This is a genomic window from uncultured Microscilla sp. (assembly GCF_947493425.1).
Taxonomy (GTDB): domain Bacteria; phylum Bacteroidota; class Bacteroidia; order Cytophagales; family Microscillaceae; genus Microscilla.
Genome location: NZ_CANLRP010000057.1, coordinates 1 through 16,639, shown reverse-complemented (window position 1 = coordinate 16,639; position 16,639 = coordinate 1). Strand labels below are relative to the sequence as shown.

Annotated in this window: 9 protein-coding genes; 5 read left to right on the top strand and 4 right to left on the bottom strand. The window is 40.7% G+C overall.

Translation table 11 applies throughout. The features are described 5' to 3' along the window. Window positions 1-275: 275 nt before the first annotated feature. A complete protein-coding gene (locus Q0954_RS15885) occupies window positions 276-3,101 on the bottom strand; it encodes a hypothetical protein (protein WP_299458478.1) in 2,826 nt (941 codons plus the stop codon). Between the two features lie 1,448 nt (window positions 3,102-4,549). Continuing rightward, entirely contained in the window at window positions 4,550-5,674 is a 1,125-nt protein-coding gene (locus Q0954_RS15880) for an RNA-guided endonuclease TnpB family protein (protein ID WP_299458477.1), read from the bottom strand. A 69-nt stretch (window positions 5,675-5,743) separates the two neighbouring features. On the opposite strand from Q0954_RS15880, the gene tnpA reads away from it, so the two are divergent. Continuing rightward, window positions 5,744-6,142, top strand: coding sequence for an IS200/IS605 family transposase (gene tnpA, locus Q0954_RS15875; protein WP_299458475.1), 399 nt, complete (start codon window positions 5,744-5,746; stop codon window positions 6,140-6,142). A gap of 127 nt (window positions 6,143-6,269) precedes the next feature. After that, entirely contained in the window at window positions 6,270-8,351 is a 2,082-nt protein-coding gene (locus Q0954_RS15870; protein WP_299458474.1) for an acylase, read from the top strand. Between the two features lie 141 nt (window positions 8,352-8,492). On the opposite strand, the gene Q0954_RS15865 is transcribed toward Q0954_RS15870, so the two are convergent. Beyond that, on the bottom strand, window positions 8,493-9,182 hold the full coding sequence (locus tag Q0954_RS15865) for an SDR family oxidoreductase (protein ID WP_299458473.1): 690 nt from the start codon (window positions 9,180-9,182) through the stop codon (window positions 8,493-8,495). Window positions 9,183-9,418: 236 nt separating this feature from the next. Then, window positions 9,419-10,960, bottom strand: coding sequence for a replicative DNA helicase (gene dnaB / locus Q0954_RS15860; protein ID WP_299458494.1), 1,542 nt, complete (start codon window positions 10,958-10,960; stop codon window positions 9,419-9,421). 923 nt (window positions 10,961-11,883) lie between these two features. Between dnaB and Q0954_RS15855 the strand changes: the two genes are divergently transcribed. The 3 genes from Q0954_RS15855 (at window position 11,884) to Q0954_RS15845 (ending at window position 16,563) form a co-directional block, all read left to right on the top strand. Continuing rightward, entirely contained in the window at window positions 11,884-12,264 is a 381-nt protein-coding gene (locus Q0954_RS15855) for a PadR family transcriptional regulator (protein WP_002700986.1), read from the top strand. A 62-nt stretch (window positions 12,265-12,326) separates the two neighbouring features. Next, window positions 12,327-14,930 (top strand): PspC domain-containing protein, encoded by a 2,604-nt coding sequence (locus tag Q0954_RS15850; RefSeq protein WP_299458472.1) that lies wholly within the window; start codon window positions 12,327-12,329, stop codon window positions 14,928-14,930. A gap of 1,072 nt (window positions 14,931-16,002) precedes the next feature. Further along, window positions 16,003-16,563 carry a peroxiredoxin gene (locus Q0954_RS15845; protein WP_299458471.1) on the top strand — a complete coding sequence of 187 codons (561 nt, stop codon included), beginning with the start codon at window positions 16,003-16,005 and terminating at the stop codon, window positions 16,561-16,563. Window positions 16,564-16,639 lie beyond the last annotated feature (76 nt).

Here is a 16,639-nt window from a genome sequence, read left to right as displayed (position 1 = left end):
TACAAATCCCCTCACTTGAATATTTTCAAACGAGGGGATTTTTTATTTAGGGCAACTGTTAACAATACTCCGCAGTGATTTTAGTCAAAGTTGGTTATCAGTTATTTATGAATTTAAAAGCTATTTAATTGGGTATTTAGGCGTAAAACCGACACACTTTTGAAAATAAAGTGAGTAAATAATCTTAATATAAGATACTGGTTTACAGGATTTAACAAGGTGAATATTTACTCGAATCAGCTATGGACTATTGCAGTTAAATTTCAAGCATTTAATTAATCCAGAACAAAACCATCTATTTCTTCGCCTGCCAATGCCTTTTTGGTCAATTGTACAATAGCCCACTCTGCATCTGTTTTGCCTCCCGAACGTGCCACTTCCTTCAATACTTGAGCATCTACAGCCAAGGTTTCTTCTACCCTCTTTTTAGTATGTTCTTTTGCTTCACGGCTACGATTTTTCATCCGCAAAATTTCTTTGTCAAAACGTGTCACAAAAGGTTCGTTAAGTGCTTGTTGGCTTATTTCACGCGATACAAACGCTTGTACAAAAGCATCAGCGTGTTCAGACAAAAACGCCAGTACCTGGGGTTGGTCTTTGAGTTGATCTTTGCGCTGCGCAAGAAATTCCATTCCAAATGTGCGCACCTCTTTGCTGGGGCTATCGCATAAAGCCAAGGCTGCTTCTCTTTCATCGTCAGAACCAGCTGCCAATCCATTGAAATAAGCACGTCCGGCAGCCATTGTATCAGGAATGCCCGACTCTAACAGTTGCAATCCAAACATAATGCTCATACCCAGCTCAGCAGCTTTGGCAAGCCCCCACTGACGCAATGAAGGCAATTTGTGGTAACACAAGCTTCGCAAAGGCGCTGTACCTACAGCAAACAGGTCTTTGTTGTTTTTTACCCAACCCAATAATGCTTGCTCAAAAGAAGGATGGTTAATTTCGAGTACCGAGGCATCTTTTTGTTGTTGAAAAAGCTCAAAAAACTCCTTATCCTCTATTAAGCGATTGCTCAAAGTTTCGCTTTCAGCGTCGAGCACCCGCTCCAAAATATTTTTCCAAAAACCTATTTCGTTCTGCTTATACAATAATTGCTGGTATACTGCTTTGCTAAGGCTTTTCCAAGCCTGATCGTTGGCAGTAGCAGTTAGAGTAAGTAACATCTCAAAACCCATTTGTTGCATGATTTCATCCATCAACCCAGCAGGTATACGTGCCCCAATGTTTACATCACGGCTGAGCTTGTCAGCCAAGTGCTTTACAAACAAGCTTTTACGATTGCTATTCTTGGGTAAATCATTGATGTATGTCATCAAACGATCCACCAATTTAATATCATAATTAAACACGTGCCCACAAAGGTTGCTTGCCCCAGCATCAGACACTTTGGCAACATCTAAAAGCCGAAAGAAAGCATCCATTGCCCAATCATTACGGGCAATTTGCGAAAAGCCCTGCGTAACCATCCAATAGTCTTTAAACAAGTCTTTATTTTTAAGCTTTTGCAAAGCTTCAGCTAAAATGTCTTCCTTTACATCTCCCGGAAAAGCTGCCAACCTTTGAAAATGATACATAGGTTGTTTAGTAAAGTCAAGCTTTAAACGATTTACCAGAAAATCGTAGACTCTTTTATCTCCATCTGAGATAATGTCGGTCAGAATATACTCAGGCAGATTGTTTAAGTAACCATTGCCACTATAATAATTCATAAAAGCATTGATTCCTGCTGTAGTAGTAATGGCATGGATAAAGTATTCGCGTTTGATGCGGTTATTGTGCTGATAGTTAGTGAGTTTATTCCATATTGAATAAATACCCCAAGACAATTTATCAGACAATCGCCAGCCAAAGTCTGCTACGTAAGGCGACGTATTGTATACATAAGGTTCAATGTCTCGGGCATACATGTAGCGTTGGGTAAACTTGGTAATCAGTTTTTTGGCAAGCTGCTTATATAACTGTTCATTGGCATTGGTACCCAAAGCTTTCAGCCATTCGAGGGCATCGCTTCTCTGAGCAAAATCGGCTCCTTGCAATGCCAAATCATTCAGTGCTTTGTGGTTAGACTGAAGCAAAGCTGGGGCTATAGGCAAAATGCTATCGGGCTGAATCTCTTGAGCGTACTTTTGCTGTACCAACTCCAGCGCTTTTACAATACGTTTGCCATTGTTACCCACACGCAATTCGTTAAAACTGTATTTAAACAAGTGTTTGCCATAGTCTTTGTACCACTTGGCGCCTTTATTGGGGCGATTGGCATCGGTTTCATCTATTTTTTTGCGAATAGTAGCACCGCTATACAACCACATGCCGGCAAACAATGCGGGCTTTACCCCCTGAAACAAAAATGTTTGGTATGCCATAACAGCAGCAGTACGCTTAAGCCAATGTGAAGGAGTATTGAAAAACTTCTCCAGTACTTCTTCGCTTACTTGGGTAGGAGTGGCTTGGTGATGATCTAATATCTTCACCACAAATTCATAAATTTCCCAAGGTAGGTTTTTCATCAATAACTCTTGCAAAAAGTTGAGTTGACCATCCCAAACCTCAGGTTGCCCTTCTTCTCGATGGTGTAAATGGTAACGATTGCCATCAAAAACAAACTTGCCTTGTCCATGTCCTTTTTGGTGAGCACGATGAGAGTTACCCAACAAAATATCGGCGATTACCCATTGATAACTTAAGTTGAATGTAGGCTTATCGGCCTGAAAAACAAGCAATTTAGAGGCTATTTGGAAATAGTATTGAGGCTGTTGAACCGCCAGGGTGCGCAAAAATCTACGGGCACGGCGTTTCATATAACGCAAAGTGGCGTGGGTGGGGTAAGGGCTCTTTACATCTTGGGGGTTGACACGGTCAATCTTAAAAATCAAGTGGGTCAACATCAACAATTGGTTATTGGTCGCCTCAGCGTCTATAGTATGGCTTTCCTGCGAAGACAAACCCAAAAAATAAGTCTCCGTTTTTTTATAAAGTGTTTTGAGTATGCGCCAATAGTTTTTTTCCAAAGGAGATTTTTTGATGAATTGAATAATATCAAATACATCTTTATCATTGGCAGGGGGAAAGTTTTGCAATAATGATTCATTTAACATGGGACACCTCCTTCTTAGAAATAATTGATTTTTAAGCTTTTAATTTTATATATTACTGGTTTTGCTAAAAAGTGACAGCTTATCTGATCAATACCTTGGCATTGGTGTTTGATGTGGTAGACAAAACCACCATTATGTGTGGTATGTCACTTTTTTGATTTTATTGATAAGTCTTGTTACTACTCGCTATGGACTAGCGGAAATCACTGTAGGCGTATGGTGCGGGATACCGTCAATTCTATTATTAATCGAATTGAGCTTGCTCATTCAGCTATTCTTAATGAAAGAATTGACGGTATCCCGCTAAAATACGCTGAATGACATTGCCGTATAGTGATGTATGGAAAGCTTGACTTCTGCTGCGACGAAACATCGCACGAAATGCTAACTCAACTTATAACTCACTTAAAATAAGTGCTTTTACCAAATATTGCGACTACCCACTGGTATTTATAATAATCATTGCCAGCATAACAAGAGACAAACAGGCAGGCATTGAACCGACGCTGTTTTTTGAATCTTCAACACACCAAATGAAATTACTATAAATGATGTTTGGGGTAGCCTTACTTTGAGTAATGACGAAACATCACATCTGAGATTAAAGCGCACACTCAATTTGGCTTGAATATTTTTTATCTACTACTACTCAAATGTCATTACTACTCGCTATGGACTAGCGGAAATCACTGTAGGCGTATGGGAGGCTAGGGGGTACACCTCTTAGTCGACCGAATAGGGCTTTGCCCGTTCAGCTGTTCTTGACTAAGAGGTGTACCCCCTAGCCTAAAAATACGCTGAATGACATTGCCGTATAGTGATGTATGGAAAGCTTGACTTCTACTGCGACGAAACATCGCACGAAATGCTAACTCGATTTGAGACTATACTATAAATAAGTAATAAAAAAATGATGATTATTTGTTACTTCTTGCCTGAGACCAGCGGAAATCACTGTAGGCGTATGGGATTTACTATACCCCATAGTAAAATTGACCATTGAGGGCTTCGCCCGTCCAGCTAAATTCGATTCTACTATGGGGTATAGTAAATTAGAATACGCTGAATGACATTGCCGTATGGTGATGTATGGAGAGCTTAACTTCTACTGCGACGAAACATCGCACGAAATGCTAACAAATATTTTCAATATTTTGAGCTGTTTATAACTTTTTACAAACGCTTTCTTGCTCATTTGTTTGGCAAATATAAAACAATGTTAGCAAAAAACAAATGCTTGTGTCAAAAAATACAATAATTTTCAAACCTCTCCCTCAGCACCATTAACAACCTATTAATCAATCATTTACAACAAGTAACAGTTTAAAAAACAAAAAAAGAGCTTGATGCTATCCTCTTTTTAACTTTACTTTCTAAATTGATTATTGACTGCTCCCCAAGCTAAAGCAGAGGGGATTCTCACCCAACGCACAACCTAATGGTTCACGTTAACGGATAGAGGCAAAAGCCCTTGCCTCAATATTTTTTGCAGCATTGACATCTGCGTTTAATTTTGTGCCACAAGATGTACACACAAATTTAGCTTGTGTTTTCCTGCTTTCTTTGTCTTTGTGCCCACATTCAGAGCATACCTGGGAAGTATACTTTGGGTTTACCTTGACAAAAGTTCGTCCGTGCCATTTCGATTTGTATTCTAGCTTATCCAAAAACATAGAAGGCGCCGTGTCCAGAATAGAGCGATTAAGACCTGATTTGGATTTGACATTCTTTCCAGGTGCTTCGGTGGTTCCTTTGGCGCTACCAGTCATATTGCGAACTTTGAGGTTTTCAACCGCAATAGAGCCATATTTGAGAATTAAGCCTGTGCTGACTTTGTGTTGAAAATCGTTGCGAATACGGGCAATTTTAGCCTGAAGTTTGGCAAGTTTTCGGGCTTGCTTCTTGAAGTTGCTCCCGCCTTTCTTTTTGCGGGAAAGGCTTCGTTGTTCAATCCTAAGCTTGTTTTGGTAGTGCTGAAAAAGACGCGGATTGGCAATGTGTTCGCCACCTGAAGTGGTTAGAAAATGTTCTATCCCCCAATCCAATCCCACAGTTTGGTTATTACTGGGAAGTGGTTGGGTGGTCGTTGAGAACATAATAGAAATGTAGAAACCATCCGATTCTTTGATGATGGTTGCTCGCTTAAGTTTGGCTTTTTTAGGGATTTCTCGTGAGTAGAAGGTTTTGACCTCACCCAGCTTTGGAAGAACAAAACGACCAGCCTCACAGTTGTCACGGGTGACTGACTTCAGAGTGATGGAGTTGTATTTGCCTTTTTTCGCCCATTTGGGAAAGCCACCACCTTTAAAGAAAGATTGATAGGCTTTCTCAAGCCTTTGAAGCACATCCTGGAGGCTTTGAGAAGGGACATCTTTAATCCACTCTACATCCTTGAGGGTTTTGAGCTCCTTATCCAAATCAAAGCGAGACAAGTTAACCCCGTAGGCTTTGTAGGCGTATTGTTTTGTCTCCAAAGCAAGGTTGTACACAAACCGACAAGCACCTACCCAACTACTCAGTTTTTGAGTTTGGGTAGCCGACAAATTTCGGAGCTTGTATTTGTATGTCTTCACTACTTGGAGCATAATGCAATATACGAAGGAAATATTATTTATCTGACAAATAAATACTATATTTAAGCTATGGAAAAACGCTGGAAAAGCTCTAAAAATAGTGTCTACAACCTAGGCTATCATATCATTTGGTGTCCAAAATACCGCAGGAAAGTCCTGACTCAGGAAATACAAACAAGGCTCAAAGAACTTTTGCTTTCAAAGGCTAAAGATTTGGGCATTGAAATAGAAACAATGGAGGTTATGAAAGACCATGTACATCTTGTCATCAAAGCGAAGCCTATAGATGCTCCTCATTTCATCATTGGGCAACTTAAGGGCTACACTAGTCGCCATTTGAGGCAAGAATTTCCCCAACTAAAAAGTAGACTTCCAACACTTTGGACAAGGTCATACTATATTGAATCAGTAGGGCATATTTCAGAAAAAACCATCAAAAAATATATTGAAAACCAAAAAAAGGTTTGAACATCATTTGCCATTCGGCAACTATTTTTCATCCCACTACTAAAAACAGTGGGCTTTCAAATAATATTTATCGTAATTCTTTTTTCTGTAACCATTTACCCAATTATTACCATCAAAATCATTCTATATGACCATACGAAACTTATTTACCCTGCTTTTTATCAGTTGGCTGGGCTTGTCGTGCCAGGCACAAAACAATCAATCAGTCAACTTCAAACAAACCCGCATTGTATGGGATACCTGGGGGGTGCCTCATATCTACGCTAAAAACGACCAAGACTTGTTTATGGCGATGGGCTGGGCACACATGCACAACCACGGCAACCTCATACTAAAGATGTATGGCAAGTCGCGAGGCAAGGCCGCCGAATATTGGGGGGTGCGTTACCTGCACAACGACAAGCTTATTCGCTCACTGCAATTTCCGCAGTTGGCAAAAAAATGGCAAAAAAAACAACATCCTACCCAAAAAAAATACATTGAGGCCTTTGTCAAGGGAATGAACAAATATGCTCAGGCACACCCCAATCATTTTGACAAAAAATATAAAGTAGTCCTTCCGGTGACTACTGACGACATTCACCTACATTTGATGTATGTAGTATTTACCCGGTTTGTAGGAGGCAGTGAACTAGGCAGGGTGCAAAAATGGGCCGACAAAGGCTCTAATGCTTATGCCATAGCCCCTTCTCGGTCGGCAAGCAAAAACGCCATGTTGGTGCAAAACCCTCACCTGCCATGGAGCAACGAATTTTTGTTTCATGAAATGCATCTTATAAGCCCCCGCCACAATACTTATGGGGTAAACCTGGTAGGCTTGCCAGGCATAGCCATTGGTTTTAATCAACACCTGGGCTGGAGCCATACAGATAATACCATAGACAATGCTGATACTTATGAGCTGGAACTCAAAGATGAGGGATATGTAATGGATGGAGCAGTCAAACCATTTGTAAAAACCCGCACTACCATCCAAGTAAAAACCAAAGAGGGCAAGTTTCAGAACAAAACCATTGACTTGCTTGTGTCAGAACACGGTCCTGTAGTAAAAATGGGCAAACACAGGGCTTTGGCAATAAAAATGGCAGGTACCAATGCACCTAATATGGCTTTACAATGGTGGAAAATGGCTACCGCCAAAAACCTTCGACAGTTTGAAAAAGCCCTTAAAATGCAGCAAATTCCGTTTTGGAATGTGATGTATGCCGACAAAAAAGGGAATATTTTTTATATGTTTAACGGACGAGTACCAGTGCGTTCTAAAGGCGATTGGGGGTTTTGGAACAATGTAGTACCAGGCAATACAACGGCTACCCTGTGGCACAAAATACATGCTTACAAAGAGATGCCTCAATTAAAAAACCCACCACAAGGTTGGCTCCAAAATGCCAATGATCCGCCTTGGTCGGTTACTTTTCCGCCATTACTTATACCCAAAAACTACCCACCCTATATGGCACCTATCAGAATGGGGTTCCGTCCACAACGCTCTGCCCGAATGCTGGCCGAAGATACTTCGATTACTTTTGACGAACTGGTTGCCTACAAACACTCTACCCGCTCTGAACTGGCTGACCGAATCTTAGACGATTTGTTTGCTGCAGTAGATCAATACGGCAATGCGTTGAGCCAAGAAGCCAAAAAGGTATTACAAAATTGGAATCGACACTTGGACAATGATAGCAAAGGTGCTTATTTGTTCTATGCCTGGGCATCTAAAATGGGGTTTTGGCGCAGTAAAATGTACAAAACCCCCTGGAATGCGGCCAAGCCCCGTACCACGCCTGATGGCTTGGCTCAGCCCCAAAAAGCAGTAAAAATGCTGAATGCAGTAGCGACTTACCTTAAGAAAAAACACGGCAAGCTAACCATTGCCTGGGGTAAGATGCACCGCTTGAAATACGGCAAGTATAACTTACCTGCCAATGGTTCTGCGGGAGGCATTGGGGTATTTAGAGTGGCTTGGGAGGGCTACACCGACAAACAAGGAATCAATTATGTGGGTGGTGGTGACTCTTGGGTGGGGGTGATTGAGTTTGGCAAAACTGTCAAAGCCAAGGTATTGTTAAGTTATGGCAACTCTACCCAAAAAACATCTAAGCATTATGGCGATCAACTACCTTTGTTTTCTAAGAAAAAGCTCCGCAATGCTTGGTTTTACCCTCAGGATGTATTTAAACACAAGGTGAGGGAGGAAGTATTTGATTAACACTGTATATAGGTATTTTGCTTGCGCAAAAAATGTTGTTTTAATCCAACATGTTTTTTGCGTAAGCAAACCTTGTAGTTTAAAACCAAGGTTTGAATCAGCAACTAAGCACTTGTCGCTTAAAGCTTGCTCCTGTAGCAACTACCACCCCACCACCTGCTTGTCAAAGAAAAACTTACCAGTGGGTATTTCAGTGTGGACAGCAAGCCATACTGGGGTCTCAGCACCTTTTTCTACGGTACGTTGGGCGTTTACCCCTCCCATATCGGTTTGTACATGCCCTGGGTGGCAAGCATTTATTTTAAGCAAGGGGTATTCTACCGAAAGGTGTAAAGTAAAGGCATTGAGGGCAGCTTTAGACAAACGATAGGCAGTGTAATTACGGTTCATGTCGCTCATGGCTCCCAAAAAACTAGACACATTCACAATGCGTCCTCCTTTGCTGTTATGGAGCAATGAGATAAGTTCACGGCTTAAAAATACAGCCCCATACAAATTAGTCTTGAGGGTTTCATCCAAAACCTGCTCGGTAAGTGCTTGTAGGTTTTGTTTCAAAAAAATGCCTGCATTATTAATTAACACGTCTAAGTGGGTATACTTTGCTTCAATGTGCTGCACAAACACCTTAAAAGAGTCGGTTTTGCTTACATCTAACACCTCACCTTGCACTTTTAATCCCGTGTTGGCAAGACGAACTACTGCCTCTTGCACCTTTTCTGGAGTACGTGCGGTCAATATGACTTTGTGTCCCATTGTAGCAAGCTGGCGGCATATTTCAAAGCCTATGCCCCGGTTGCCACCAGTAACTAGTATAATTTTGCCAGGTGTCATAAATTTGAGCCTAAAAGTTGAAACAAACAATTTTGAAGAAGGGCGAATCTACGGCAAAAACTTGCATAATCCAATGAGGTCGATAATTTAGTACCAGATGTTTAAACACACTCAAACTCCAAACTTATATCTGGAGTTTGACCGTCCACAAAACAAGGTAGTTTCGCAAACCATCAAACAATGCTCCCAAAGTAAATTCACATTCCAGCACGTGAGGAATGCAACCATAAAGCCCATTAAAAAGGTGGATCATCGTCTAAATTGCTGGGAGGAAAGATACTGCCCGTGCTTTCCTCAGGGCGAGGCAAGTCATCGGCAGGTGGTGGGGTATTTGGTTTGGATTCATTTACCTTGCTACCCAACGTAATGGCGCCGGACATATCGAACTCAGACGAACCTCCAGAAGGAAACCCTCCTCCCATGTCCATACCAAAAGTATCGGTTTCGAGGTCTTCAAATTTGGTATATTTCCCAATAAAACGTAAAGGAATATCAGCCAGCGAACCGTTACGGTGTTTGGCTATCATCACCTCCCCTACTCCAGCTGTAGAGTTTCCGGTGGCATCTTCGGTAATACCATAATACTCAGCACGATACAGGAAAGCTACCATATCGGCGTCTTGCTCTATCGAACCCGATTCACGCAAATCTGACAGTTGGGGTCTTTTGTCTCCTCCACGGGTTTCTACCGCACGACTCAACTGCGACAGGGCTATGACGGGCACATCCAGTTCTTTGGCGAGTTGTTTCAATGCCCTCGAAATAGAGGCAATTTCTTGTTCACGATTACCCGCTCCCCCTTTACCCGTGTTACCAGTCATTAACTGTAGGTAATCAATAATTACTAGTTGAATATCGTGTTGGGCTTTCAAACGACGACACTTTGCCCTTAGTTCCAGGATAGACAAGGCAGGGGTGTCATCAATAAATATGGGGGCTTCAGAAATAGTGGCAATTTTTTGATATAAGATTTCCCACTCATGGGGTTCCATCTGCCCTTTCTTAATTTTTTCACTTTCTATTTGGGCTTCCGACGATATAAGACGGTTGGTGAGCTGTACTGCCGACATCTCAAGTGAAAAGAAGGCCACAGGTTTGCCAAAGTCTACCGCTGCATTACGCAAAACCGTCAGTGAGAAAGCTGTTTTACCCATCGCAGGTCTTGCTGCCAATATTACTAAATCGGACTTTTGCCAACCTGCCGTTACCCTGTCGAGCGCGGTAAGCCCAGTAGGTATACCAGTAAGTCCATCTTTTTGGTCACGGCGTTCTTCCAGCTCTTTGATGGCATCTTGCATAATAGAGCGCATGTCTGCGTAATTTTTTCTGATGTTATTTTCAGAAATATCAAACAAGGCTTGTTCAGCTTTGTCAAGCAGGGTAAATACGTCGGAACTGTCTTCGAAAGCTTCTTTTTGAATTTCGGAAGATATGGCAATTAAATCACGTTTGATGGCTTGCTCGGTAATAATACGGGCGTGGTATTCAATGTTGGCCGCTGAGTTTACCATAGAGGTCAGCTTCATGATATAAGAAGGTCCTCCAACCATTTCGAGCTTGGCCATTTTACGCAATTGTTGGGTCACAGTGAGCATGTCTACTGGCTGCGACTCTGAAAAAAGTTCAAAAATTGCCTGGTAAATTTCCTGATGGGCAGGTTTATAAAAACTATTTGGTTTTAATACATCTATAATATCGGTTAGCGCATCTTTTTCTATCATCAACGCCCCCAACACAGCTTCTTCTATCTCTATCACCTGAGGGGGTACTTTGCCCAATTGGTTGGCTAAATAAGCACTTTGGGAATTTCGACTCTTGGCAGGTTTATTATTACTTTTGCTATTGTCTGTCAATTTTGTAAAGTTTTTAGGGTTGTTCAAAAAACGCTTTGTTTGAATATAATAATCAACAGGTGATACTTACCCATTGCTTACCAAACACAGCCCAACACTTGTAATAATTCTCCCCTACGGAACATTTGTATACCCTTTTTTTGCAGTAGATAAGTAGTTGCGATTTTTTAATTCTGAATTAGCTAAAATAACGCTCAAACTCTTACAGATTTTTGGTGATGAGTGTACAAGTTTTTCAAGACCTGCACCTACCTACTGCCAATGAAGCTTGGCATATAACTTAGTTAATATATTATCTTTTGCAACTTATTTTTTAATTAATGGATAGATGTATGATTAAGTTCAGGCATACATCTTAAGTATGATTTGTATAGGGATTACTAAACAAAAATACATATTAATTTACTAATAACAGAAGGGTCAAATCAAAAATATTTACTAAAAAAGCCTAAGGTTTTGGCTATGAGTTGATTAAATCATTGCAGTATTTTTATGGAAGTTTACTTGCCTGTTCGCTCATTTTTTTCGATGCTACTGCTCCTAAGCTTATCTACACACAGCTCATATTCACCTCATTATCAATACTTTAATATGCAAAAAGTATTTAACACCCCTTTCCCTCTGGTTAGTGTTTTGGGTACACTGCAAATGAAATGTAATTTAGCCTGTGGGTTCAGGTTTTTATAAGATACCTTGCATTACATAGAACTTTCTATTATTTTTGTCGTAACTAAGAGAAAAAATATTTTTTTATTCCAATACTTGGTATTACATAGAACCTTTGATAGACGTGTATATGTTTAATCAAAGTAAATAGTTTACTCAATGTTAACATTTATCATAATATTATGAACATAGAAAACACACAAGTACAGATGCGTAAGGGCATTCTGGAATTTTGCATTCTTCATATCATTTCGCGTGGCGAGATTTACGCATCTGATATTCTTAAGGAGCTCAAAGATGCAAAAATCATTGTGGTAGAAGGCACACTTTACCCCTTATTGACTCGCTTACGCAAAGCCGACTTACTGGCCTATAGCTGGAAAGAGTCAAAACTTGGTCCTCCACAAAAGCACTACACATTGACCGAAAAAGGCAACGAGTTTTTACAAAAACTAAATATTACGTGGAACGAACTGGTATTGTCCACCAATAAGATTATTCAAAATAAGCGGGAAAGCATTGAGATACCAACACTGGAAGAGATAAAACTCAAAAAGAAATAATACCTAATTAAAACCATCAATCGACTTTAGACAAGCACTTAATAAACTCAGCACATATAACCATGAAAAAAAATATTAGCATCAACATTAGTGGGATCATCTTCTACATAGAAGAAGATACCTACGAGCAACTCAAAACCTACCTCTCTTCGGTAGAGCAGTATTTTGCCTCATTTGAAGACAGTAAGGAGATTATAGAAGACATAGAAAACCGTATGGCTGAAATTTTTATGTCAACCCTCAATAGTGGCAAGCAAGTGATTACCCAAGAGGATGTAAACCATCTGATCACTACCATGGGGAGTGTTGCTGACTTTCAGGCAATGGAAGACGACCCTGCTTACCAACCCATTGCTTCTAATCCGGTGTTTAACGATGGTGGGCTTGAGCTACAAACCGAAGCCGAGTACCAGGCGTCGCTTCAAGCACAACCGACAAAGAACCCTCCGGTTAAAAAAACCATCCAAACCGAAAAAGCATACACAGAAGACTTGAACTTCGATGTAGAAGACAACCACCGCCATACTGCCGAACATGTGCCACAAGCTGTGGCTAGTCAGGTACCACGCCGAACCCGTGGCAAGCGCTTGTACCGTGATGGCAACCACAAGATTTTGGGTGGGGTGGCTTCAGGGCTTGCCCATTACTTTAACATGGATGCTATGTGGGTGCGTCTTATTCTGATTGTACTTACCTTTGGGCTATTCTTTGCCCCGGCAATTCCTGCTTTTACGCTGATCAGTTATATTACCCTTTGGGCAGTGGTACCTTTGAACAAAGAGCTGGAAGAAAACCCTCAAATCAAAAGATTTTACCGGGACCGCAACCATTCTACCATTGGTGGAGTAGTTGCTGGACTATCGCATTATGTAGGTATAGAGCTTGCCCTATTGCGTTTATTATTTGTATTGGGTATTGCATTGGGTGGTGCCAGTATTTTACTATACATTATTCTCTGGATCATTTCGCCTGAAGCAAAAACCATTACCGACCGTATGAAAATGGAAGGTGAGCCCATTACCCTCAAAAATATTGATTCTACCCTACGTAAAACAATGGGAGTACCCAAGCAAGGAAACTATAGTACTACCAAAGCCGGACAAGTTGTGATGTTTCCTTTCAAAATGGCTGGTGTGCTCATCAATAGCCTAAGTCCTTTGATTCGTCCGTTTTTTGTACTTGCTTCCGAAAGTATTCGTATTGGTGGGGGTTTTTTGGCTTTTATTATGGGCTTGAGTATGACGGTAGGCTTAACCATTGCCGTTATTTTTACCTTGGGTAATTTTCACTTTGAAGGAATGTACTTAGGACCAGTACCCGCAAGGTTTTACTATAATAGTATGGAACTACCCGCCCTGCTTGCTACTAGCATGTACTTTACCCTGCTCATACCAAGTTTGTTTATCATAGGTTTAGGCATTTCGTTATTGTTACGCCGTTGGGTCATTCGGGCTCGTTTTGGTTGGACAATGGCTGGGCTTTGGGTAGTTAGTCTGATTGGCTTAGGTGTGGCATTACCTCCCAACATTAACAACTTTGGCTACACCAACACATCGGGCAAAGTAGAGTATTATACTTTTGAAGGAAAAGCTCCTGTAATGTTGGACCTGAACCAAAATAATGGAATGAAAGACTACCGACGCAGCAGGTTAACTTTGCAGGGTTATGGCGAAGCCGCTTTTAAACTAGAGCATAGCTTTGGCGCTGCCGGAGAAAGTTACCAGGACGCTGCCAATAATGCACAAATGATTGAATATGGGGTAGCCAAGGAAGATAACACATTACTTTTCGACAGAAACTTCACCTTTAAGCCCAAGGCCAAGTTTAGGGCACAAAGTAACAAAATGAGACTATACATTCCTTACGAAAAGGAGTTTATAATGACCAATAGCCTGCGTCACATTATTTATAACACGATTAACAAAAATGGGTATAGTGCCCGCGATATGGATGGAAAAAACGTGTGGAAGTTTAAAAAGAGTGGTCGTTTGGTATGTATAAGTTGTAAGCATAGCCCCGATGAAGAAAAAATTGCCCGTTATGAAAACAGACGTGGATATTACAATGATAATGACAATCGTGTGAGCCACGAAGAACAAAACCATGGTGATGGAACAAGGGCATTTAAGGTAAATAATTTCAAAAAATTAACCATTGGTGGCGTATTCAAGGTAAAACTGGTAAAAAGCAACGAAACAAAGGTAGTAGCCAAGGGACGTGAAGCAGATTTGGACAAGCTAAAGCTGACCCAAAATGGTGAGCAAGTAAAACTGAGCTTTAAAAGAGGCAGTTACCGTAATATTGTGTTGGAAATAAGCACCCCAAGTCTTGAAGCTTTGAACCTGTCGGGAGCTTGCAAGCTTACTGCCAGAGGTTTTAGCGAAGGACAAATGAATCTGGACATATCGGGAGCCTCTAAAGTTGAACTAAAGGACGGAAACGCTGACAATGTAAAGCTAAACATAAGTGGTGCTTCCAAAATTATGGCGTATGACTTTGCTGTAAAAAATGCTGAACTGGAGCTTTCGGGTGCCAGTAAGGTATATGTACAGGTAGCTAACAAACTTTCAGTTGAAGCCAGTGGTGCTTCAAAAGTACGTTACAAAGGCAATCCTACCTTGCAAAGCAATAGCTCTGGCGTAAGCTCTGTAAGAAAAGCGGACTAAGCCAGGTGGACAAAAGTTGATGCTAGTGCATTGGGGATTAAATAAGTTGCCTATTAATTTGGATGAATTTTGTTTTCTGACGAGTCGTGAAAATGGTGGATAGTTCGCTTTCTGAATTCCGATGCATATCACATTGGTCAGGGCTTAAAATTCCGCCTGTAAAAACCAGCTTCAAGTTGTGTTGAATCACAATTTTTATGGAATCGTTCAAAACTCTTTGCTCGTTTTTATGCCACTTTTTACGAATATTAGCCCCAGTGGGGCGAAACCTTGGTAGAAAAAATAAACGAAACGAGACACGGCTCCGTAGGAGTTGCGCCTAAAAGAGTCGTTTTTGATGATTTTGACGGTATTTTAAGTGTTCGTAAAATTAAGCTTTGACGCATGCGATGCATATCAGGACCTTAGCTATCTAATTTTTTTACGAGGAAGTCAGGGGGCAAAAGTCGCCAAAGAACCGAGGCTACAGTTCTACTGTGCCGAGCTCAGCATAGCTAATATGTGAGTAACTTAGTACCCAATGCACTAATACTTAGTCAAGGGAATTAAATCTATAAACCATATAACTATTATGCACTCCATATAAAAACCTAACTTAAAAACACCTGTCAGTGGCAGGTGTTTTTTTTATCCTTCACCTCGGTTTGTGTCTCCTTGGATACCAATGTATATCGTTGCTCAGCGAGGTACAAGGTCAAGTATTTTGATATAATTTTTTTAAGAAATTAAAAGGGGCTACGAGTTGCCCCTTTTTTATTAGTGTACTGCCGTTTTTCTTCATATTTCGAATCATACACCGTGTCGTTCTTCCGCTTTAAAATACCTTTCTTTTTTTTCAAAGACACGAGGTAGATCGCCTCATCACAACGCCTGGGAACATTATTTTTGAAGGTTCCGATCAGCTCATGGAGACACGAGCCAAGGCGATGAGTATATTATCAAACAATTATTTTCTCACCCGATTTTGCGTAAAATTATTATTTTTGTGCAACTGCTCTCAGTAGTTTGCCTGCAACAGGCTGTAATGAGCAATTATTATATATTACACAAACAGTTTAAACGTACATACAAAATGAAAGGAAGAATTGTTGGATTAGGAGGGTTGCTGCTCATTTTAGTGCTTTTGTTAAGCATGTGGAGCTGCCAAAACTCTAAAGGAGGAGTAAACAGTGGGGCTAACGCCAGAAAAATAATTACCAATAACAAGCCCAACCCTCAAGCTCAAAAAATACCCGATATACAATTGACTACCCTTGACGGGAAACCCTTTACACGCAAAGACCTTGATAAAAAAACTACTTTGTTTTTCTTGTTCAATTCTTTGTGTCATCATTGTCAAGACAACGCCAAGAATTTGGTCAAACATGCCAACCAGTTAGAGGGTACTCAAGTGATTCTGTTTTCCAGCGAGCCAATCAAAGCGCTGAAAACGTTTGATGAGGCTTATGAGATGAATAAGTATGACAACTATAGGGTAATGCAAATTGAAGAGAAAAAAATATTTGATTACTTTGGTCATGTCATGACTCCCAGTGTGTTTATCTATAACCGTCACCACGAGTTGGTACAAAAAATCAATGGAAACACCTTCTTTGAGTTTGTTTTAAATAACGTACCAATAGACCAAAGCTAAGCTCGACTTTAGCCATTTGCAAAAAAGAAACCCACTACGGTAAAAACAAGTTAAAATTGTGACCAAACATTTTTAA